This is a genomic window from Virgisporangium aurantiacum (genome assembly GCF_016863635.1).
GTDB lineage: Bacteria > Actinomycetota > Actinomycetes > Mycobacteriales > Micromonosporaceae > Virgisporangium > Virgisporangium aurantiacum.
Map to the genome: position 1 here is coordinate 1 of NZ_BOPG01000111.1, position 19,748 is coordinate 19,748.

A 19,748-nucleotide genomic window follows, 5' to 3' on the forward strand; every position below is an offset into this window, starting at 1 on the left:
CTGGACATGTTGATGACGTTCGCCGTCCTGCGGCGGCTGCGGGAGCACTCGGCGCGGCTGGCCGAACTTCCCGACTTCAACATGAACGACGGCCCCGGATACTCCGCGACGTTCACCGGTCGGCCGCTCCCCGAATTCTCGGTACGCGCCGTCGACGGCACGCCGGTGTCGACGCGGACCGTCGCGGGTGCGCGGGTGCTGATCGCGGTCCTCCGGGTCGGATGTGGGCCGTGCCACGACCAGCTTCCCGACTTCGCCGCCTGGGCACGTGACACAGACGCCGTCGCCCTGTCGCTGGTGACCGGTCCCCACCGGGACGCCGCCGAGATGATCGCCACTCTGGCGGACGTGTCGACGGTCGTGGCCGGTCGGGCGGCGGACGCGCTGGCCGAGACGTTCGCGGTCACCGTGTTCCCGACCTTCCTCGAACTGGACGCCGACGGCGTCGTGGTGCGGGCGGAGACGCACCTGTCCCGGATGACCACCGCCGAAGCCGCCCGGCACTGAGCATGTCCGCCCGTCGAACCGGTGCGCGCCTGCCCGTAGGCCTCGTCCGGCTGGCCGAGCTGTCGCTGCTGTGCCTGAGGGCCGGCCCGCGGATGTACCTCGGGTTGCTCGCGACGGCGCTCGCCACGAGCCTCCTTCCGCTCGGTGCCGTGTGGTCGACGAAGCGCGTGATCGACGCCATCGCGAGCGGCCAACCGGCCGGCGCGCTGGTGTGGTGGTCGGTGCTGCTCGTGGCGGTCGCACTGGTCGGTGCCGTCGAGCCGCACCTGTCGGTGCTGCTCGACGCGGAACTGGTCCGGCGGGTGGACCGGCACGTCCAGCGGCGGCTGGGGGAGAAGGTCGTGTCGTTCGCCGGGCTGTCCCGCTTCGAGAACCCCGACTTTCTGGACGGGTTGCGGATGGCCACGCTGGCCACCGGTTCCGTTCTCACGCCGGCCACCACCGGACTGTTCTCGGTGGTCCGCAGCTTCCTCACCCTGGTCAGCCTGCTCTGCGCCCTGTTCGTGCTGAGCCCGGTGATGGCCGTGGTCCTCGTGGTTGCCGCGGTGCCCGCCCTGATGGCCCAGGCGCTGTTGTCGCGGCAGCACATCGGCATGGCGCTGGCGCTCTCCCCGACCAACCGCCGGTACGTGTTCTACAAGGCGTTGATGACCGACGTCCGGGCCGCGAAGGAGGTCCGGCTGTTCGGTCTCGGATCGTTCCTGCAGACGCGGTTGCTGGGCGCGCTCGACCGCATCCACGACGGCGAACGGCGGTTCGAGTGGCGGGTCGCGCGGGTGCAGGCGGCGCTGGGCCTGCTGGGCGGCGTCGTGGCCGGCGCCGGTCTGATCTGGGCGGTCCGCGCGGCCGCCGCCGGCCGGTTCACCGCCGGTGATGTGTCGGCCTTCGTCGCCGCGGTCGGCGGTGCCCAGGCGGCACTGGCGGCGCTGGTCGGCGGCATCGCCGGGATGCATCAGGCCCTGCTGATGTTCGGCCACCACCAGCACGTCATGGGTCTTCCCGACGACCTTCCCGCGCGGGTGGACGCCGTGCGGCCGTCCTCCGCGCCGTCCCGGATCGAGGTCCGCGACGTCTGGTTCCGCTACCACGACGACCACCCGTGGGTTTTACGCGGAACGAGCATGACGATTCCGGCCGGCGGGACCGTGGCGCTCGTCGGGCTCAACGGCGCCGGCAAGAGCACCCTGATCAAGCTCCTGTGCCGGTTCTACGACCCCACCCGCGGAGCGATCCTGTGGGACGGCGTCGACATCCGCGATCTGCCCGTCGACGAGCTGCGCGAGCGGATCGGCGTGCTGTTCCAGGACTTCATGACCTACGACCTGAGCGTCGCCGAGAACATCGGGCTCGGCGACCTGCCCGCCCTGCACGACCGCCGCCGCGTGGAACGGGCCGCGCACGACGCCGGCATCCACGAACACATCGCCACTCTGCCCCGCGACTACGACACGTTGTTGAGTCGGACCTTCCAGCCGGACGACGATGACGACGAGGCCGGTGTCCTGCTGTCCGGAGGCCAGTGGCAGCGGTTGGCGCTGGCGCGCACGCTCATGCGCGGCAACCGCGACCTGCTGATCCTCGACGAGCCCACCGCCGGTTTGGACGCCGAGGCCGAGCAGTGGTTGCACCGGCGGCTCGCCCGCCACCGCGCCGGCCGCACCAGCCTGCTGGTCTCGCACCGGCTCAGCGCCGTGCGGGAGGCCGACACGATCGTCGTTCTCGCCGCCGGTCGCGTGGTCGAGCAGGGCACGCACGCCCAGCTCATGACCACCGGCGGCCGCTACGCCAACCTGTTCACCCTCCAGGCCGGCGGCTACCGGACCACTGACGCGGAGACGGAGACGGAGGTGGTGCGGGCCGCAGAACCCTACTGATCCCCGGAGAACACACGAACCCACACAGAAGGAAGGATCGTCATGACCACACTCATCGGGGACCTCGCCGACCGGGCACTGTCGCTGATCGTGCCGAAGGCCGACGCGTGGGCGTACAAGGCCGGCTGTGCGAACCGCTGCAACGCCTTCCTGGGCTGCAGCGACTGGGAGTGCTGCCTGATCGGGTCGAGCACGTTCTGGCAGCGCAGCTGTCCGAGAACGCCGAACAACCCCTCCGGCGGCTGCTACCTCAGCTTCTCCGGCAAGTGCTGACGAGCGTCTCCCGCGGCTTGGCGACCACGTGTCGACCGCGCTCCTCGCGATCGGGCTGACGGCGGCCGCGGTCGTCGCGGCGCGCGCCGGGCTGTTCATCGTGACGGTCAAGGGGGACAGCATGTCCCCCGTGTACCCGCACGGCGATCGTCTCCTGGTCGTCCGCCGTGTTCTCGCGCCGCCGCGCCGGGGCGCGGTGGTGGTCGCCTGCCTTTCCGAGGCCCTCGTCCCCGGGCGGCGAGTCGTGAAGCGCCTCGCCGCCCGGGCCGGTGAGGTCGGTCCGGACGGGACGGTGGTCCCGCCCGGGCGGGTGTTCCTTCTCGGCGAGGCCGACGACAGTACCGACTCGCGCACGTTCGGACCGGTACCGGCCGACGCGGTCGTCGGCGTGGTCGTTCGCAGGCTCCGTCCGGCCGCCGGCCGCGGGCGTCCCGCGTCCTGACTGCCAAGCGCGCGCAGGGCGTCGGCGCGCAGCATCCCCCGATCGAGCCGGACCGGCGGTGAGCCTGCACCGCTCGACGGACTTGGCTATGGTCGCCGGTCATGAGTTCAGGCCAGCTGCCGCCCGACCAGTACTACGCCTCCCTGCCCAAGAGCATCAACGGCGCGGGAGTGATCCTGCACGACCCGGCCGGTCGGGTACTACTCGTCAAGCCCGCCTACCGCAACGACACGTGGGAGATCCCCGGCGGCGCACTCGACAACGGCGAATACCCATGGGACGCCGCATGCCGGGAGGCGAAAGAGGAACTCGGCATCACCCTGAATCCGGGCCGGCTGCTGGCCGTGGACTGGGTACCGCCCCAGCCCGACGGCCGGCCAGCCTTGAGCAACTACGTCTTCGACGGCGGCGAACTCAGCGAAGAGCAGGCCCGCACACAGCTGCTCCTGCCACCAGCGGAGCTGACCGGCTGGCGGTTCGCTGCGCCCGACGAATGGTCGCAGCTGCTCCTGCCGCACATGGTGCGCCGCGTCCAGGCATGCATCAACGCGCTGGCCACTGGCGGCACCGCCTACCTGCACCACGGCAGGCCCCCCACCGACCTTCACTGAACCCGGCAGCACCTGCGTGCTGCCCGGAGCCATCTCGGAAGCACGGAGGACACGGTGAACGCGCTCGTCACCTCGGCCCAACCCCACCCTGGCGACGACGGGATCATTACGGCGCACCGACCCGCGCTGCGGCTGCTGGCGGCCTCCGGCCGGCATCGCCGCGCGGCCGCACACGAGCGCCGAGGCGATCAGATCGGGATGACGAAGTCCGCGCCCGGGTCGCCATACGCGTCCGGCTCGCCGGTCAGCACGAAGCCACGCCGGGTGCTCGCCTCCAGCAGCGCCACTGCCAGATCCAGCCGTTCGAGCACCCGCACACCGGACGCCACGGCCGCCCACCGCTCCCAGACCAACGGCGCGACGTCGCTGCCGTCGACCAGAACGCGGAGCATCTCGTCGCCGACCTTCCGGGCCGCCTCCACGAGGCACACGACCGGGACAACCACCAGGCCGCCCTCGTCGCGGACCTCGGAGATCGGCTCGCCGACGTGGATCGACCCCTCGGCGTACGCGACGATGGCCGAGGTGTCGAGGACCAGCAGGCTCACGCCGTCGAGGCGTCGATACCGAAAATGGCGAGCGCCTTGGCCCGCTTTTCCGGCGTCATCCGGGACTCAGCCTCGGACACGTTGCGGCGGAAGTGCTCACGCGCCAGCGCGCGCTCCTCATCGGTCGCCGTGACCATGGTGACCGGGTGCTCCGGTCGCTCATCCATGCCCACAGGATACCGACCAATCGAACGCGCGTTCCACCCCGAGCGATCCAGCTGACAGGACCTGCTGGCGTAGTTGACGACCGTCGGGCGCGGTCGTTCCGGGCATGAGTCGAGGAGCGTGCCGCGAGCGCTGTCTCCCCGGATTCACCCGCACGCCGGCCGGTGCCGCCGCACGGACTTCCGTGCGGCGGCACCGGCATCGGCTCAGACGATCTGGTACGCGCGGATGATCGTCTGCTTGACGGTGTTGCCGGCCGTGTCGGTCGACGTTGCTCGCAGCGACACGAACCCGGCCGCCGCCGGGTGTTGCAGCACGACGACACCGGCCCGCAGCACCGGAGCGTTTCGCCACGTCCGGCCGTCGTCGTACGACACGTCGACGGTGAGCGTCTTCACCGGTTTGGCGGTCGAGCCGGGCTGTTGCTGCACGGATACCGGTACCACCCAGGATTTTCCGGCCGGTGCGGTGTTCGTGTCGGACAGCGGTGGCGCGAACCGCACGGCCGACAGCGGCAACAGCGTCGCGGCGGTGCCCGTCGGTGCGCCGGAGCGGAACGTCCATTCGGCGCTGATGTGGGTCGACAGCCGGCTCGGCGCGCCCCGGTCAAGGTCGACCTTGATCCGGAACGGTGCCTCTTCGGCCGGTAGTCCGGTGACGTTGGCGGCGATGCCCGGTTGGTCGTGGATCACCGTGCCGGCGCGTTCGACGACGATGCGCCCGGTCGCGGTCGACGACATTCCGCTCCAGGCTCCCGCCGGCGAGTACAGCGACGGATAGATCCCGAGCTGGCCCTGTCCCCGGGCGATGAAGCCGATGCCGAAGCCCGGTCCGAAGACCGCCGAATTGATCCGCTCGGACGTGGCGCGACCCGCCGTGAACCGGATCGGCGAGGACTCCTGCCAGGTCACCGCTGCCTCGTAGAGGTCGCCCTCGTACAGGGAGCGCCGCCAGGAGAAGTTCGGGGTGTAGTACTCGGTGCGCTTGCCCGGCAGCGTGACCGGCAGCAGTGCCGCCGGGAGACCGACGCCACGTTCGGCGATCGTCGGCTGCGTGGAGATGAAGCCGGGGGTCGGCCCCTGGCCGGCGTACGTCGCGTCGAGCCGGCCGAGATCGCGGTCGGTGTACCGCTTGACGAACCCGGCCGGGACCCGGTCTGCGACGGACTCGGCCAGGTTGTAGACGTACGGGCTGGTCGGTTGTTCCCCGATCGGTCCCTTGATCCACTGGCTGAGGAACGATGTTGTCAGCAACGGCTCCCGCTCGGCCGGATCCGACTGGCCCAGGTGCACCCCGTCGAAGGTGCCGAACCGCAGCACCTGGAAGGTATGGCTGTGAACGGGGATGTTGACGTCCAGATTCGCGACGCTGAGCACCGCGGCGGCGTCGGCGGCCGGTGGTGTCAGCGATACCGGCTTGGCGACCCGCGCGTCGAGCGTGACGGTCGTCGGCCGGTCGAGGGAGATCTTCGCGTCGACCACCACCCAGGATTCCTCGGCGTTGCCACCGGAGGCGATCGCGAGATAGCTGGCCTTCGGCAGTCGGAGCCGGGTCGTGTCCTGCGAGTAGAAGGGGAAGGGCTCGCCGGTGGCGAGATCGATCAGCAGGAGGAACCCGTCGGTGGTCGGCTGGCCGGCCGGTCGAGCCGGTTGACGGTCAGGTCGTAGTGCTCCGTCTCCTTGTCGACCGCGAACGGGGTGACGACCCGCGCGTCGCCGGCCTTCGCCACCACGTACCCGCCGTACCGGGCGTCGGGCACGTCGGCCCGGGTGTCGGCGGTCAGCGTCACGGTGGCGGTGCCGCCGGCGGGAACCGTGACCGACGCCCGCGACAGGGCGAACAGGCCGGCCGGTGCGCCGCCGGTGAGGCTCAGCGCGAGGGTGACGTCGACGGTGCCGCCGTTGCGGTAGGAGATGGTCCGGGCGTCCGGTGTGTCGTCGCCGTGCGGCCACGCCTGGAGGCCGAAGCTGACGCCGGCCGGGCTGGCGGTGACCGTCTGCGTGATGGCACGCGCGACGTCGACCCGGCCGGCGCCCTGCGCGAACGGCGCGTTGTCCGGGTTCGTCTTCGCCGATCCCATCAGGGCCGCCTTGAGGTCGCCGGCCCGCCAGGTCGGGTGCTGCTGGGCGAGGATCGCCGCCGCGCCGGCCACGTGCGGAGCGGCCATCGAGGTGCCCGACATGGCTACGTGCGTCATGCCGGCCGGGCCGCCGGCGTCACGACTGAGCGCCGCGGTGATCTCGACACCGGGTGCGGTGATGTCGGGTTTCACCGCGGAGTCGCCGGCCCGTGGTCCGCGGCTGGAGAACTCCGCGAGGACGTCGGATCCGTCGACCGCGCCGACGGTCAACGCGGAGTCGGCGCTGCCCGGTGAGGTGACGCTGTCGTCCCTGCCGTCGTTGCCGGCGGAGACCACGAAGAGCGTGCCGTACTCGGCCGTCAGCCGGTCGATGGCCGCTTCGAGGGGATCCTCCCCCGGGATGTCGGTACTGCCGAAGCTCAGGTTGACGACCCGCGCGCCGCCCTCGGCCGCCCACTGCATACCGGCGAGGACCGACGAGTCGGAGCAGAAACCGTACTGGTCGCAGACCTTTCCCGCCATCAGCGCGGCGCCGGGCGCCACGCCCTTGTACCCGCCGGGTGCCGCACCGGTGCCGGCGACCGTGGCCGCCACATGGGTGCCGTGGCCGTAACGGTCGAGAGCGTCGGGTTCGTCGGTGAAGTTCCCGGTCACGGCGACCCGGCCGGCGAGGTCGGGGTGGCCGGCGTCGACACCGGTGTCGAGCACGGCGACCGTGACGCCGGAGCCGTCGTAGCCGGCCGTCCACGCCGCCGGGGCGCCGATCTGCGGGACGCTTCTGGTGAGCAGCGGCGTACGCACGCCGTCCAACCAGATCTTCGAAGCCTGACCACCCCGGGCCGTGCCTTCCGCGCGCACGCCCGCCGACAGGCTCTGCCAGGCCGAACCGATGTCCTTCTTCGCGAGCCGCAGCGCCCGGCCGCCGGGAACCGCACGCACGCCGGCGGCGCCGGCGGGGGCCGACCGGGCCGTGCCGGCCGGGCCGGTGACGATCAGCGGCAGGTCGGTCCGCCGGTCGTCGTATCTGAAGTTCAACAACGTGGTGACATCGAACAGGCGTGTGTCGACCGTGCCGGCTTTCAGCAGCGGGAGCACGTCGGTGGGGATCACGCGCAGGTGGCCGTCGCTGCGGGTGGTGATGAAACGGATGCCGTTGCGGCCGGCGCCGGGCCGGACGGTGAAACGGTCGGCGTCGAAGACGGTGACCTTGTCACCGGTGACGAGTGTGACGGTCATCGGGCCGGCACCAGGCTCTTTCCTCGCCGCGACTGCCGTGGTGGCCGTGGTGGCCGTTGCGGCTGTTGCCGGCGTGGTCGCCGCGAGCAGAATGGCGACGAGCAGGACGGCTACCGTGCGACTTCGGGGTCTCATTCGCTCTCCAGTCGGGTCGGTCGGGGGGACGACTCCTCCCACCCCACGACGCGTGAAAGGCCGCCGTCTGCTGCACGCCATTCGGCGCGAATCTCGGTGCAACGGTCGGAGCCGTTGGTGCGTCCCTGGATCGAGAGGAGGCATGGTGGAATGGAACGACTTCGATGCGTTCGTCCGTGCGCGGACGACGGGCCTGCTCCGTTACGGCTACGCGTTGACCGGAAGCCAGCACGACGCCGCTGACCTGGTGCAGGAGGCACTGGCCAGGCTCGGTGTGGCATGGAACCGGGTGCGGAACAGGAGCGACCCCGAGGGGTACGTCCGCACCACGATGGCGCGCCTGCACGTGAGCTGGTGGCGCCGACGGCGACGCGAACGCCTGGTCGGCACGGTTCCCGACGTGCCGTACACCGACACCGGCCTCGCCGGCGTCGACGGGCATCACGGCCTGTGGCAGACGTTGGCGACGCTGCCGCCCCGGCAGCGCGCGGTCCTGGTGCTGCGGTACTACGAGCAGCGCTCCGACGACGAGATCGCCGAGGTGCTCGGCGTGTCCCGGGGCACCGTGCGCAGCCAGGCATTCCGGGGACTGGAGAAGTTGCGGGAGCGGTGGAACGACCGCTCCGCTCTACCTATCGGAGAACGAGAATGACGACGCCGTTGGAACGGAGCCTGGCCACCACGTTGGAGGCCGAAGTGCTCGCTGCCGTGGAACCGGATCCGGAGTTCTTCGTCGCCGTGCACCGTCGCGTGCGGCGTCGCCGGCGCCGGCGCGTGCTGGTCGCCGGTTGCGCGGCTGTGCTCGCGTTGGCGGCGGGCGCGACCGCTGTCGTCGCCGCCGGCAATGTCGACCGCACCGATCAGGTGCCCAATGTGGCGGCGAGCACCGAACCGCCGAAGCTGCCCGACATCGACATGACCAAGCTTCCCGACTTCGCGAACCTGACGGCGCCGGGTGAGGCCTGGCCCGACGCGGTCGCCACCCTGCCGAACCGGCTTCCGGACGGCGGGATCTACCGGATCGTGGCCATGCTGCCCGACAACCGGTACCTCGTGCTCACCGGTCCGAAGCCGGCGAACTTCCAGGACTTCCCGGCCAACGGCTTCCTCGACGCCAAGGTGGCCATCTTCGACGCGGGTCGCAACACGGTCACCGTACTCACCGACCCGAACGCGTCGGCGGGTACCAGCTCCTACTTCAACGTGTACGCCGGAACTGTCGGCGACCACGCCATGTGGTACGCCTACGCGACGCGCGACCAGAAGGAGGAGAGGGAGATCTGGTCGGCTCCGCTCTCCGGTGGAAGTCCCCGCAAACTCGTGACGCTGACCGCGGACGAGCCGACCGACGTCGCCGACGCCTTCAGCGTCACCCACAGCGGCGTGGTCTGGCGACTGCCGACCCCCGGATTCCGCCATGGCCCGGGCCAGAGCGACGAGCGGAAGACGGTCGGCTTCTACCGGATCGGGCCGACCGGCGGGACACCCGAGCTTGTTCCCGGCAGCGAGGGCTTCACCCCGGCCGCGGTGGCCGGCTGGTTCACCTCCGATCGCGAACTGGCGAACGGCAACCTGTGGAACCTGACCACCGGCGAGCGTCGAGCCTGGACCCGCAATCCCGCGGTCGTGGAGATGAGATGCGGCCCGCTCTGGTGCGGCGGCAACAACGCGACCGGCCGGCCCGTCATGCAGAAGCTCGACGGCAGCGGGTACGTCGAACTGCCGACCGGTTCGGCCATCTCCCCGACCAGCGACGGCCGGATGGCCTACTACACGTACAAGCAGACCCAGCAGGGTTCGGACAACGTCGTGTGGGACATGTCGACCGGTCGCGCCGCCACATTCCCCGTCTTCGGCAGTTCCTCACCCGTCAGCCGCGGCGGCGGGCGCGACTTCACGGCGTGGGAACAGGACGGAAAGGTGATCCTGCTGAACTTCCTGAAGATCAAGTAGTGGTCGTTGTGGACACCACACGGACGAGTGGCGGCAGCGCGGCTGGACCATCCCGCCGCGCGACGCCGGCGGGCGTCGGCGATGCTGTGGACGTGGAGTACGTGTCCAGGAAGCCGCGACCGCCGCTGGACGGGCTGATCGACGACCTCTACTACCTGGAGGGTACGGCGCCGTACGCCCGGCTGACGCTGCCGCCGGCGCCGTCGGCGTTGCTCATCGTCAACCTCGGGGCGCCGTTCCGCATCCGCGCCGGCGCCGACGTCGAGACGGTCGAGTACGCCGACGGCTGCGTGGTCACCATGCCCACCCGCGCGTGGGAGTTCGGCTACCCGCTCCGGACCCGGTCCGTCGGCGTGCACGTCAAGCCGTGGGGGCTGGCGCCGTTCCTGCCGATGCCCGCGGCCGAGCTGTGTGACCGGCCGGTGACGATAGAGCAGGTTTGGGGCCGGCCCGCCGTTGCTGAGCTGCGAGACCGGCTGGCGACGGCGGGCGGACCGCACGAGATGCTGACGCTGCTCGAGGAGGAGCTGATGCGACGGCTGTGCGAGACCGCCGGCCTGGGGCTGGTCCGCCATACGAGCAACGTCATCGCGGCGACCAGCGGGGCGGTGGCGATCGGCGACCTGAGCGTGGCAGCCGGTGTCAGCAGCACTCATCTGGCACAGCGGTTCAAGGAGCTCATCGGCGTCACGCCGAAGCGGCTGGCCCGCACCTACCGCTTCGCCGCCACCGTGTTCGCGATCGACCCCGCCGGACCGATCGACTGGGGCGACCTCGCCGGTGGCGCCGGCTACTTCGACCAGGCCCACTTCGGCCACGAGTTCCGGGCGTTCACCGGGCTCACGCCGACCCGGTACGTCGAGGTTCGGCGGCGGTTCCTGCGCGAACATCCCGGCCACGTGTTCGATGGCTGGCCGCTGCCGGCCGATTGATTTCCTACAAGAGCGACAGCTCACGACACGCTAATTTGGGGGCACCTCAAAGCAAAGGAGAGCCCCGTGGGCAAGGTGGTCATGTACGCGTCGGTGTCGGTGGACGGTTTCATCGCCGACGACAACGACCAGCCCGGCCCCCTGTTCGACTGGTTGTCCAGCGGTGACGTCCCGTTGGACGAGAGCGGCTACGTGAAGGTGTCGCAGGTTTCCTACGACTACACCCGGGCGTACTGGGACCAGATCGGGGTGACGATCGCCGGCCGCCACGTCTTCGACGTGACGGACGGCTGGGACGGGAAGCCTCCGAGCGGGATCGACCACGTGGTCGTCGTGACCCACCGGCCGGCGCCCGAGGGCTGGGACCCCGAGGCGCCGTTCCACTTCGTCGACGGCGTCGAGGCAGCCGTGGCCAAGGCGCAGAAACTCGCGGGTGACCGCATCGTCGAGGTCGCCGCTGGTGACGTCGGCGGTCAGGCGCTTGCCGCTGGCCTGGTCGACGAGGTGCGCATGGACGTCGTACCCGTCGTGTTCGGGTCCGGCAAGCGCTACTTCGGGTCGGTCGACGCGCAGCACCTGTTGGAGGATCCTGACGTGGTGATTCAGGCCAACCGGGTGCTTCACCTGCGCTATCGGGTGCGCCGTTGACCGATCTGGGCGGTACGCGAGAGTCCACCCCGACCCGTGTGTTGGTCGTGCCCGCCGCCCTCCATTTACGACGCGCGACCCTCACGCTCCCGTAGACGTTGGCACCGCCGGTGTAGATGGCCGACGCGCCGCACGCCGGTCCACAGTTGCCGATCGGTCGACGCCAAATGGGCCGAGTTCCGCTTTTCGTCGGATGGAACGCCAGGTACCGTCAGGGGCGTCCAGCGAGCCATTGCCGGTCGCCAAACGGCCGGCGGGCTTCCGGTCCAGACCTCGCCGGTCGTTGGCGCCCCGCGCAGCGGGCACCGTCACGCCGGACCGTCGATGGGACTCGGCATGGGTAGGGTCATTCGCACTGAGCGTGATCTTGATGGCCGTGGCGAGTCGGCACAGTGCTTCGCCACCACGGGCCTCACGGTGACGGAATGCGACAGGCTGGCCGCACTCCCGGACCCTGTCGAACCAGCGCGGCTGGATTTGACGTGTGAGCTCGCGATCGGACACACGGACCATCACATCGCGTTCGCCGTAGCCGCCCACAGCGGCAACCAACAGTGGTGGCTGCGTTGGAACGGCCGTCTCCGCGATGTGGTCCACATCGAGCTATGCGACGGCCGGGACGCCGACGAACACAACGACTGCCTCCTGCCGCACGGTCATGACGGGCCACACAGCTTTGCGATCCGGCCCGTTCACAAGCTCAGCCCGCGTCGGTCAGAGGATGCCGAGGTCGCGGGCGTTGGCGACGGCTTCGCTGCGCCGTTCGGCGCCGAGCTTGCGGTAGATGGATCTCATGTGTGCCTTGACCGTGTTGACCGACACGCGTAGTTCGGTGGCGATCTCGGCGGCGGTCAGCATGGTGGGCAGGTAGCGCATGACCTCCGCTTCGCGTTCACTGAGGCCTTTGGCGGTACCGGCCGCCGGACTGCTGGCCGCGCGTACGTCGTTGATGATGTCCACGGCGAGGTTCGCGTGGTCGGAGGCGAGCAGCCGCAGCCGGTCGAAGAGGTCGATGAGCCGGCCGCCGGACATGGCGACGAACGGTCGGCGGATGCCTTCGCTTTCGGCCAGGCTGACGGCGTCGGCGAGGAGATCGACCGCCCGGGTGGTGTGGCCGCGTGCGTCGGCCACGAGGGCGCCGACGATACCGGCCGCCACGGTGGCGACCGTCTCCGGCAGCTCGGTCGGTTCCGTCGTCAACAGCTCCTCCGCGCGGCGAAGGTCGCGCCGGGCGAGGGCGGCCCGCGCCAGGCAGATCCGATGGGCCGATCCGATGGCGTCGTCGGGCCGGACCTCGGCGTGACGCTGTTCCACCAGTTCGGGCCGACCGGTGGCGAGATCGACCTCGGCGTCGAGCAGGTTCAGCCAATGGTCGAGGGCGGGGACGAAGACCCGCGCACCGCGGTCGCGGCGTGCTTCGGCCAGCAGGGAGCGGGCTCTCGTCGGCTGGCCGTGTGCGAGCGCCAACCGCGCCCGCACACCGAGCATGACCAGCCGTTGGGCGGCTTCCGGATCGCTTTCGTGAGCCCGCTGGCCCTGTTGCAGGGCTTCTTCGGCCGCGGTGAGGTCGTTGCCCTCGATGTTTACGAGCGCCTGCGCGAAGTGCGCGGGCACGGCCTGCAACGTGTACCCCCAGGCCCGCCGTTCGGCCAGTTTCCGGGCACTGCCGGCGAGTTCGGCTGCGGCCCGCACCGACCCGTGCATCACTTCGAGGAGGGCGAGGTGACCGGTGGCGCTGATCCCGGGCAGCTCCATGCCGGCCGCCATGGCCGCGCCGGACGCCGCCCGCAGGTCACGGGCGGCGGCGTCCGGCCGGCCCGTCCACAACAGGGCCGTCCCCGTGGCGCCGTGGGCGATCGCCCGGTACTGGGCGAACGCCGCAGTGTCGTGGAACGGGGATCCGGCGAGAACGGCGAGCATGTCGTTCGCCACCGCGACGAGCGCGGGCAGGTCACCGACCACCCGGTCCGCCCCCGCCTGGAGGGTCAGCAGCAGAATCTCGGCCGGGTCGCGGCTGGCGTCCGGTTGGTCCCTCAGCAGTTCCCGGATCCGGGCGACCCGGGCCGGGACAGCGTCGTAGTTGCCGGCCGCGAAGATCTGCAGGAGGTCGCACATCATCAGGTCCGGCGTCGAGGTGAGCTGCTCCCGGGGCACCTGCTGGAGGATCCTGACGAGGGCCGCTCGCTGGGGGGTGAGGATGAGCAGCGCGGCCCGCGTGGTGACCAGGCGACCAACATACGGCCAGTCCCGGGCCTGAACTGCGTGCGTCAGTGCCTCGATGAGCAAGTTGTTGTCGACGTACCACCGGGACGCCCGCCGGTGCAGTTCGGGCACGTCGGACGGCATCTCCAGGGTCAGGCGGTGCCCCAGCATGTCGCGCAGCAGGTGGTGATGGCGGAACCAGAGCGGCTTGGGGCCCAGCCGGACGACGAAGCCGCTGTCGCGCTCCATTTCCTCGAGCATCCGTTGGCCGTCGCTGCCGGTGGTGATCGCGTTGGCCAGGCCGGCGCACAGATGTTCGCAGATGCTGGTCTCCAGCAGGAACCGGCGCTGCCGTGGCGGGCGGCCCGCGAGGACCTCGTCGTTGAGGTAGCCCTCGACGGCGCGGGTGTCACCGACGAAGTCGGCGACCGAGCGGGCGCCCTGGTCGCTGGCGAGGAATGCGGCCCCCAGGTGCAGACCCACGGCCCAGCCGTCGGTCCGGTCGACCAGCAGGGTCACCTCGTCCGGGCTGAGGGTGAGCCCGTGGCGGCTGACCAGTGCTGCGGCCTCGTTGCCGGTGAAGGCCAGGTCGTGGGCCCGGATCTCCGCGACCTGGTCGGCCGCGCGCAGCCGGTTCAGCGCCAGTGGCGGCTCGGTTCGGCTGATCAGGACGAGCGGGATCGACGACGGATGCCGGAGCAGGTCGTCCACCTCGTCGAGGACCTGCCGGTCGTCGATTGCGTGGAAGTCGTCGAACACCAGCACCGTCTTGTCCGATAGCCGACTGAGCCCGGCGGCGATCCGCAGACCGCGTTCCCGCTCGTCGCGGGGGACCGAGCGCATCTCGGCGAGCGGGTTGTCCGAGGTCACGGCTCCGGCTCTCCGCAGCGCGGCGACGACGTACGCCCAGAAGATCTGCGGATCGTTGTCGTGCCGGTCGAGGCTGAGCCAGGCGACCGGGCCGGGCCTGGTCCGCGCCCACGCCGAAACCAGGATGGTCTTGCCCCAGCCGGCACCCGCGCGGACGACCGTCACCGGATTGAGGATTGCCGTGTCGAGCAGGTCGAACAGGCGCTGTCGATCGACGCCGCCGCGCACCAGCAACGGTCGCGCCGTCTTGGCGGCGAGCAACGACGCCAGTGGGCCGGGACCGCCGCGTGGCACGGCAACCGTGCCCGGCGCCATGTCGACGGCGCCGGCCTGGCCGCTCATCGCGCGACCGCCATCCAACGGCACCACCCAAACCCGCCGTGTGACCGCGACCACGCAGCCGCTGCCTACGGACCCGCCTGATCTCGCGACTCCTCAGCCGCGTTTCGTCGGTGCGGGTCGCCCGGCGTCAGCGAAACACGAAAACATCCGTGAGGCAACCATCTTCAGCGGCGCCATCGGCCGCTCGGCCACCACCACGCGCCGGAGCATCCCAGTCAATGAAATGATGTTTACCGATGGCCACGCGGGGGCCACCGTGTCCGACGGGGATCGGGATGCAACCAGGACGCATGATGCGCGCGCCAACGGGGCGGCATGGCCCGTCGATTCTCGCCATCGCCACCGTGGGGTACCTGATCAGTGCGTGGGCGTGGGCGTTGCTGGCGCCGCTGGCGCCGCTGCTGCGCGGCCTCCTGGGCCTGACCGCGATCCAGCAGGCGATGGTGGTCTCGGTGCCGGTGGTCGTCGGTGCCCTGGGGCGGGTCCCGGTCGGTGCGCTGACCGACCGGCTCGGCTCGCGATTCGCGTTCCTGCTGGTCACCGCGGTGACGATCGGGGCGCTGCTGTTTCTGGCAACGGTTGTGGACCGATCCGCGGCGGGCCTGTTGTTCGGGGCGGCCCTCCTGGGCGTCGCGGGCACGAACTTCGCGGTCGGGGTGCCGTTCGTGAGTGCCGGGTTCGCCGGCGGCCGTCGTGGGCTGGCCCTCGGGGTGCTGGGCACAGGATTGGTTGGAGGCGCGGTAGGGGGGCTGACCACGGTCCGGCTGGTGGAGGCATACGGCATCGCGGCCCCATTCGTGGCGCCCGTGTTGGCGCTGGGCCTGTTCGCGGTGCTCGTCGTCGTGAAGGTTCGGGACCCTCCGCGGGAGCCGTCACCCGTCCAGAAATCTGGCGGCAGGTTGGCGACCGCGCTGCGGTTGCCGATCACCCGCCGGGCAACCCTGTGGAACGCGGTCAGCTCCGCCCTGTACGTGACGTTCTCGGCGTACCTGCCGGTCTATCTGACAAACGTCTACAACCTCGCACTGAGCCGCACGGGCTACGCGATGGCCGGGTTCGTGATCCTGGTCGTGCTCATGCGCCCCGTCGGCGGCTGGCTGTCGGATCGCTTCTCGCCGCGACGGCCGCTGGTCGCCGCGCTGGCGGTGCTGGTCGGCGCTACCGGAATGCAGGCGTTCACGCCGCCGCTCCCGCTGGTGGCGACCGTCGTGCTGCCGGCGCTGGCGGTGGCACTCGGAATCGCGAGCGGGGCCGTACTGGCGCAGGTCGCCGCGGTCACGCCACCCGAGATCATCGGTCGCGTCGGCGGCGTCGTCACGGGCGTCGCCGGGTTGGCCGGATTCGCGGCGCCGTTGCTGATGGCGTACTCACTCGGCCGGTACGGCGGCTACACATCGGCCCTGTGCCTGCTTGCCGCTGTCGCCGCGGTCGCCGTGCGCACCGCGATCACCGGAACCAGACAGCCGGCCGCGTGACGGAACTGGGCCGGTCGGGCCGCCGGCAGGGCCTCGGCGTGTGATCTCTGTGTCAGCTTGTTGAAAGGGCCCTGGTGATCTCATTGTCGGCGGACTGACAGATGCCGATCGATGGGATGGCGATGCTCGCAGGTGGAGTCCGTTCGCGGTGGCGCGCCACCGGTGTGATGGCCGTCGTTCTCGCGTCGCTCGTGCCGTTGGTGGTGGCATCTGCCGAGTCCACGGCGTCCACGGCGTCCCCCGCGTCCACGGCGGCACCGACCGAACTGCCGGACGAGATCGGCGCGCTCCGGGTTGCCCGAACCGCGGGAAAGCGGGTCGAGGTCACCGGGTTGCGGACCGAAGCGGCCCAGGTGTACGCCAACCCGAGCGGCTCGCTCACCGCGGTGCTGAACGCCTTCCCGGTGCGGGTGCGTAACGGGGACGGGTCGTGGTCGGCGGTCGACACCCGGTTGCGGCGCATGCCCGACGGTTCGGTCGGCGCCACGGCGTCGCCGCTGAAGGCCCGGCTCTCGGGTGGTGGATCCGGGCCGGTGCTGCGGTTCACGCGTGACGGTGGCGAGCTGTCGTTGGGTTGGCCGGGTGTGCTGCCGGCCCCGGTGCTGGCGGATGACACCGCGACGTACCCCGAGGTGCTGCCCGGGGTGGATCTGAAGGTCCGGTTGACCGTCGACGGCTTCTCCAAGGTGCTGGTCGTCAAGTCGCGCGCGGCCGCGACGCAGCCCGCCTTGCGTACGGTGCGGTTCACGGTGGCCGCGAAAGGGCTCGGAATCCGCGCCACCCCGGACCGCGGGCTGGTGGTGTCCGATGTGGACGGCGCGACCGTCGCCGAGTCGGGCGCTCCGATGATGTGGGACTCCGCCGCAGTACCCGTGTCGGCGACGATGCCGATGACGCTCACCGAAGGGGTGTTGTCGGTGACGCCGGACCAGTCGTTGCTGACCGGACCGGGTACGACCTATCCGGTGTTCGTCGACCCGTCGCTGGGCATCGGCAACAGCTGGACGATGATCAACGAGCGGCATTCGGGCCAGTCCTACTGGGCGTTTGACCGTAACCAGCACGCGAAGGTCGGTTACGTCGTGGAGGCCGCGCCGGAGGGCTGGGAGCGGTACCGGTCGATCTTCTCGTTCGCGCTGGCGCCGTTGCGGGGCAAGCACATCAAGCGGGCGTGGATGAGCTCCTACCTGACGCACAGCTACTCCTGCACCGACACGTGGACGGACCTGTACCAGGTTGATCCGTTCTCGTCGGCGACCACCTGGAACAACCACGCCGGAAGTTGGCACTGGAGCATGGCCGGCGCGTTCAACAGCGACTGCGGTGACACCGGTCGCTACAGCGAGTGGGTCAGTGCGGCGGTGACCGCGGCGGTGGCGGGAGGCGTGGCCGCCGGCCAGGTGACGTTCGGCCTACGCGCCGCCAACGAGGTCGACATCAACCAGGGCTGGAAGAAGTTCGACGAGAACCGCACGACGCTGAGCGTCGAGTTCAACTCGTCCCCGAACGTCGCCGACACGCTGACCGTGGAGAACAAGCCGTGCGCCAACGGCGAGGGCCGGCCGTGGGTCTCCACCAGGACGCCGACCCTCCGGGCCCGACTGTCCGATGTGGACAACGACCACGCCTTGGACGGATTCTTCCGGTACACGGTGCGCAGAAGCGACGGCACCTATGAGGAACCGTGGACGAGGGCCCACCAGGGCGGTGTGACACCGGGCGCGACGTCCCAGATCACGACGGGTCCGCTGAGTTCGGGCACGGTCTACGGCTTCCACGTCGTGGTCGGTGACGGTGAACTGGAGGGCCCGGCGACCGGTTGGTGCGAGTTCGGCGTCGACACGAGTCCACCGGACACGCCACCGATCATCGACACCGCTGACGGCCTGTATCCGAAAGGCGACGAGACGCACGGCGGTGTCGGTGTCAGCGGCTCGTTCAGGCTGGAAGCGGCCAAGGTGAGCGATGTCGTCGGTTACCGGTACGGCCTGGCCAGCCCGCCAGTGACGTACGTCGCCGCCAACGGACCCGGCGGCGACGCGATCGCGGCGGTCACGCCGGACCGGCGGGGCACCAACAAGCTGTACGTGCAGTCCGTCGACCGGGCCGGAAACCCCTCGGCGATCGCCGAGTACCCGTTCCGGGTCGGCTCGGGACGGCCACCGGTCGGCATGTGGGCGCTGGACGAGCGGTCCGGTACGACCCTGGCCGACGCGTCCGGCAACGGGCATCCGGCGACGCTCGCGGGCGGCACGCTCGGCCGCCCGGGGCGGATCGTGGGTGGCGCGACCGGGCTGGGCGTCAACGGCAGCACGAGCAACTACGCGACCGCCGACGGGGCCCGGGTGGACACCGACAAGAGCTTCAGCGTCGCCGCGTGGGTCAAGATCACCGACACCACCATCGCGCGCACCGCGGTGGCGCAGGAGGGCACGAACGCCAGCGGCTTCTACCTGAAGTACTCCCAGGTGAACAACGCATGGTCGTTCAACTTCACCGCCGCCGACACCCGCGGAACCTCCCTGACGAGGGTGGCCGCGACCACGCCGGCCCGGGTCGGCGTCTGGACGCACCTGGTGGGGACCTACGACGCGGCCACGCGCCAGGCAACCCTGTACGTCGACGGCCGGGAGGCGCGCACGATGACGGTCGCGGTCCCCTGGAACGCGGCCGGTCCGGTGACGATCGGCCGGGGCCGCTGGGAGGGCGCGCCGCACGACTTCTGGATCGGTGACATCGCCGACGTGCGGTTGTGGGACAGGCGGGTCTACCCGGCCGAGGTCGCCGAACTCGCGAACACGCTCACCACCGTCGGCGACTGGCGGTTCGAGGGGACCCCGGGGATGCCGGCCGACTCGTCGGGCTTCAACCGTCCGCTGACCATGGCCGCCGGCACCACCGGCACGACGGGACACCGCGACACCGGACTCGCCGTGGCGTGCAACGGGACGACCGGCTTTGCCGCGACCGCCGGTCCGGTGGTCAACACCGACCAGAGCTTCGCGGTGTCGGCCTGGGTGCGGATCAACAACCTGAACTGGTTCCAGACCGCGGTGAGCGTGGACGGGTCGGCGACGAGCGCGTTCTTCCTGCAGTACTCCTGGGAGGAGAACCGGTGGTCGATGTCGATCGCGCCGGCCGACGTTCCGGTGCCGACGTCGGCCCGAGCGGTGTCGACGAACCCTCCGCAGACCGGTCGGTGGACGCACCTGGTCGGTGTGTACGACGCCGGAGCGCGGCAGGCGCGCCTGTACGTCGACGGACAGCTGCAAGGAACCGTTGCCGTGCCGTCGGTGTGGCGGGGCGGCGGTGTGTTGAACGTCTGCCGCGCCCGCCACGACAACGGTCCGGTGGACTACTTCGCCGGCGCCGTCGACGACGTCCGCGTGCTCGCCGGCGTGCCGACCGACCTCGACGTCGTCGCCCTCTACAACCAATGAACCCGGAGGTGGCAC

General features: G+C 70.7%; 16 protein-coding genes. 11 read left to right on the forward strand and 5 right to left on the reverse strand.

Going from position 1 to position 19,748, the window contains the following annotated elements:
* From Vau01_RS58425 to Vau01_RS58445, 5 genes are all read left to right on the forward strand, one after another.
* Positions 1 to 507: TlpA family protein disulfide reductase (locus tag Vau01_RS58425; RefSeq protein ID WP_204012268.1), on the forward strand; the 507-nt coding region annotated here is incomplete at its 5' end.
* 2 nt (positions 508 to 509) lie between these two features.
* On the forward strand, positions 510 to 2,381 hold the full coding sequence (locus tag Vau01_RS58430; protein WP_204012270.1) for an ABC transporter ATP-binding protein: 1,872 nt from the start codon (positions 510 to 512) through the stop codon (positions 2,379 to 2,381).
* Positions 2,382 to 2,423: 42 nt separating this feature from the next.
* Complete coding sequence (locus tag Vau01_RS58435; RefSeq protein WP_204012273.1) at positions 2,424 to 2,654, forward strand: hypothetical protein; 231 nt, start codon at positions 2,424 to 2,426, stop codon at positions 2,652 to 2,654.
* Positions 2,655 to 2,682: 28 nt separating this feature from the next.
* Positions 2,683 to 3,096, forward strand: a complete 414-nt coding sequence (locus tag Vau01_RS58440; RefSeq protein ID WP_204012275.1) for a S24/S26 family peptidase — start codon at positions 2,683 to 2,685, stop codon at positions 3,094 to 3,096.
* 101 nt (positions 3,097 to 3,197) lie between these two features.
* Positions 3,198 to 3,707, forward strand: a complete 510-nt coding sequence (locus Vau01_RS58445; RefSeq protein WP_204012277.1) for an NUDIX domain-containing protein — start codon at positions 3,198 to 3,200, stop codon at positions 3,705 to 3,707.
* Positions 3,708 to 3,895: 188 nt separating this feature from the next.
* Here the strand turns inward: Vau01_RS58445 and Vau01_RS58450 are convergent, their stop codons facing one another.
* The 4 genes from Vau01_RS58450 to Vau01_RS58465 all read right to left on the reverse strand — a co-directional run bounded on the left by Vau01_RS58450 (position 3,896) and on the right by Vau01_RS58465 (position 7,871).
* Positions 3,896 to 4,255 (reverse strand): hypothetical protein, encoded by a 360-nt coding sequence (locus Vau01_RS58450; RefSeq protein ID WP_204012280.1) that lies wholly within the window; start codon positions 4,253 to 4,255, stop codon positions 3,896 to 3,898.
* On the reverse strand, positions 4,252 to 4,422 hold the full coding sequence (locus Vau01_RS58455) for a hypothetical protein (protein ID WP_204012283.1): 171 nt from the start codon (positions 4,420 to 4,422) through the stop codon (positions 4,252 to 4,254). The genes Vau01_RS58450 and Vau01_RS58455 overlap by 4 nt, the downstream gene beginning before the upstream one ends.
* A gap of 204 nt (positions 4,423 to 4,626) precedes the next feature.
* Positions 4,627 to 5,904 (reverse strand): hypothetical protein, encoded by a 1,278-nt coding sequence (locus Vau01_RS58460; RefSeq protein ID WP_204012285.1) that lies wholly within the window; start codon positions 5,902 to 5,904, stop codon positions 4,627 to 4,629.
* Between the two features lie 116 nt (positions 5,905 to 6,020).
* Complete coding sequence (locus Vau01_RS58465; RefSeq protein WP_204012287.1) at positions 6,021 to 7,871, reverse strand: S8 family serine peptidase; 1,851 nt, start codon at positions 7,869 to 7,871, stop codon at positions 6,021 to 6,023.
* 145 nt (positions 7,872 to 8,016) lie between these two features.
* On the opposite strand from Vau01_RS58465, the gene Vau01_RS58470 reads away from it, so the two are divergent.
* The 4 genes from Vau01_RS58470 to Vau01_RS58485 all read left to right on the forward strand — a co-directional run bounded on the left by Vau01_RS58470 (position 8,017) and on the right by Vau01_RS58485 (position 11,404).
* Entirely contained in the window at positions 8,017 to 8,523 is a 507-nt protein-coding gene (locus tag Vau01_RS58470) for a SigE family RNA polymerase sigma factor (RefSeq protein ID WP_239152952.1), read from the forward strand.
* A complete protein-coding gene (locus Vau01_RS58475) occupies positions 8,520 to 9,824 on the forward strand; it encodes a hypothetical protein (protein ID WP_204012290.1) in 1,305 nt (434 codons plus the stop codon). Before Vau01_RS58470 ends, Vau01_RS58475 begins: the two co-directional genes overlap by 4 nt.
* 92 nt (positions 9,825 to 9,916) lie before the next feature.
* The gene (locus tag Vau01_RS58480) at positions 9,917 to 10,756 is read left to right on the forward strand and encodes a helix-turn-helix domain-containing protein (RefSeq protein WP_239152954.1); all 840 of its coding nucleotides are present in this window, start codon (positions 9,917 to 9,919) and stop codon (positions 10,754 to 10,756) included.
* 66 nt (positions 10,757 to 10,822) lie between these two features.
* Complete coding sequence (locus Vau01_RS58485; protein WP_204012291.1) at positions 10,823 to 11,404, forward strand: dihydrofolate reductase family protein; 582 nt, start codon at positions 10,823 to 10,825, stop codon at positions 11,402 to 11,404.
* Positions 11,405 to 12,118: 714 nt separating this feature from the next.
* Here Vau01_RS58485 and Vau01_RS58490 read toward each other — a convergent pair.
* A complete protein-coding gene (locus Vau01_RS58490; protein WP_204012293.1) occupies positions 12,119 to 14,818 on the reverse strand; it encodes a winged helix-turn-helix domain-containing protein in 2,700 nt (899 codons plus the stop codon).
* A 293-nt stretch (positions 14,819 to 15,111) separates the two neighbouring features.
* On the opposite strand from Vau01_RS58490, the gene Vau01_RS58495 reads away from it, so the two are divergent.
* Positions 15,112 to 16,293 (forward strand): MFS transporter, encoded by a 1,182-nt coding sequence (locus tag Vau01_RS58495; protein WP_204012295.1) that lies wholly within the window; start codon positions 15,112 to 15,114, stop codon positions 16,291 to 16,293.
* 101 nt (positions 16,294 to 16,394) lie between these two features.
* A complete protein-coding gene (locus Vau01_RS58500; protein ID WP_204012298.1) occupies positions 16,395 to 19,733 on the forward strand; it encodes a LamG domain-containing protein in 3,339 nt (1,112 codons plus the stop codon).
* The last annotated feature ends 15 nt before the right edge of the window (positions 19,734 to 19,748 follow it).

Bases quoted from the DNA above. Each gene is read 5' to 3' on its own strand.
- Vau01_RS58490 (WP_204012293.1), bottom strand. From the start codon at position 14,818: ATGAGCGGCCAGGCCGGCGCCGTCGACATGGCGCCGGGCACGGTTGCC.
- Vau01_RS58430 (WP_204012270.1), top strand. From the start codon at position 510: ATGTCCGCCCGTCGAACCGGTGCGCGCCTGCCCGTAGGCCTCGTCCGG.
- Vau01_RS58445 (WP_204012277.1), top strand. From the start codon at position 3,198: ATGAGTTCAGGCCAGCTGCCGCCCGACCAGTACTACGCCTCCCTGCCC.
- Vau01_RS58495 (WP_204012295.1), top strand. From the start codon at position 15,112: ATGCGCGCGCCAACGGGGCGGCATGGCCCGTCGATTCTCGCCATCGCC.
- Vau01_RS58455 (WP_204012283.1), bottom strand. From the start codon at position 4,422: ATGGATGAGCGACCGGAGCACCCGGTCACCATGGTCACGGCGACCGAT.
- Vau01_RS58465 (WP_204012287.1), bottom strand. From the start codon at position 7,871: ATGAGACCCCGAAGTCGCACGGTAGCCGTCCTGCTCGTCGCCATTCTG.
- Vau01_RS58500 (WP_204012298.1), top strand. From the start codon at position 16,395: ATGCCGATCGATGGGATGGCGATGCTCGCAGGTGGAGTCCGTTCGCGG.
- Vau01_RS58475 (WP_204012290.1), top strand. From the start codon at position 8,520: ATGACGACGCCGTTGGAACGGAGCCTGGCCACCACGTTGGAGGCCGAA.
- Vau01_RS58435 (WP_204012273.1), top strand. From the start codon at position 2,424: ATGACCACACTCATCGGGGACCTCGCCGACCGGGCACTGTCGCTGATC.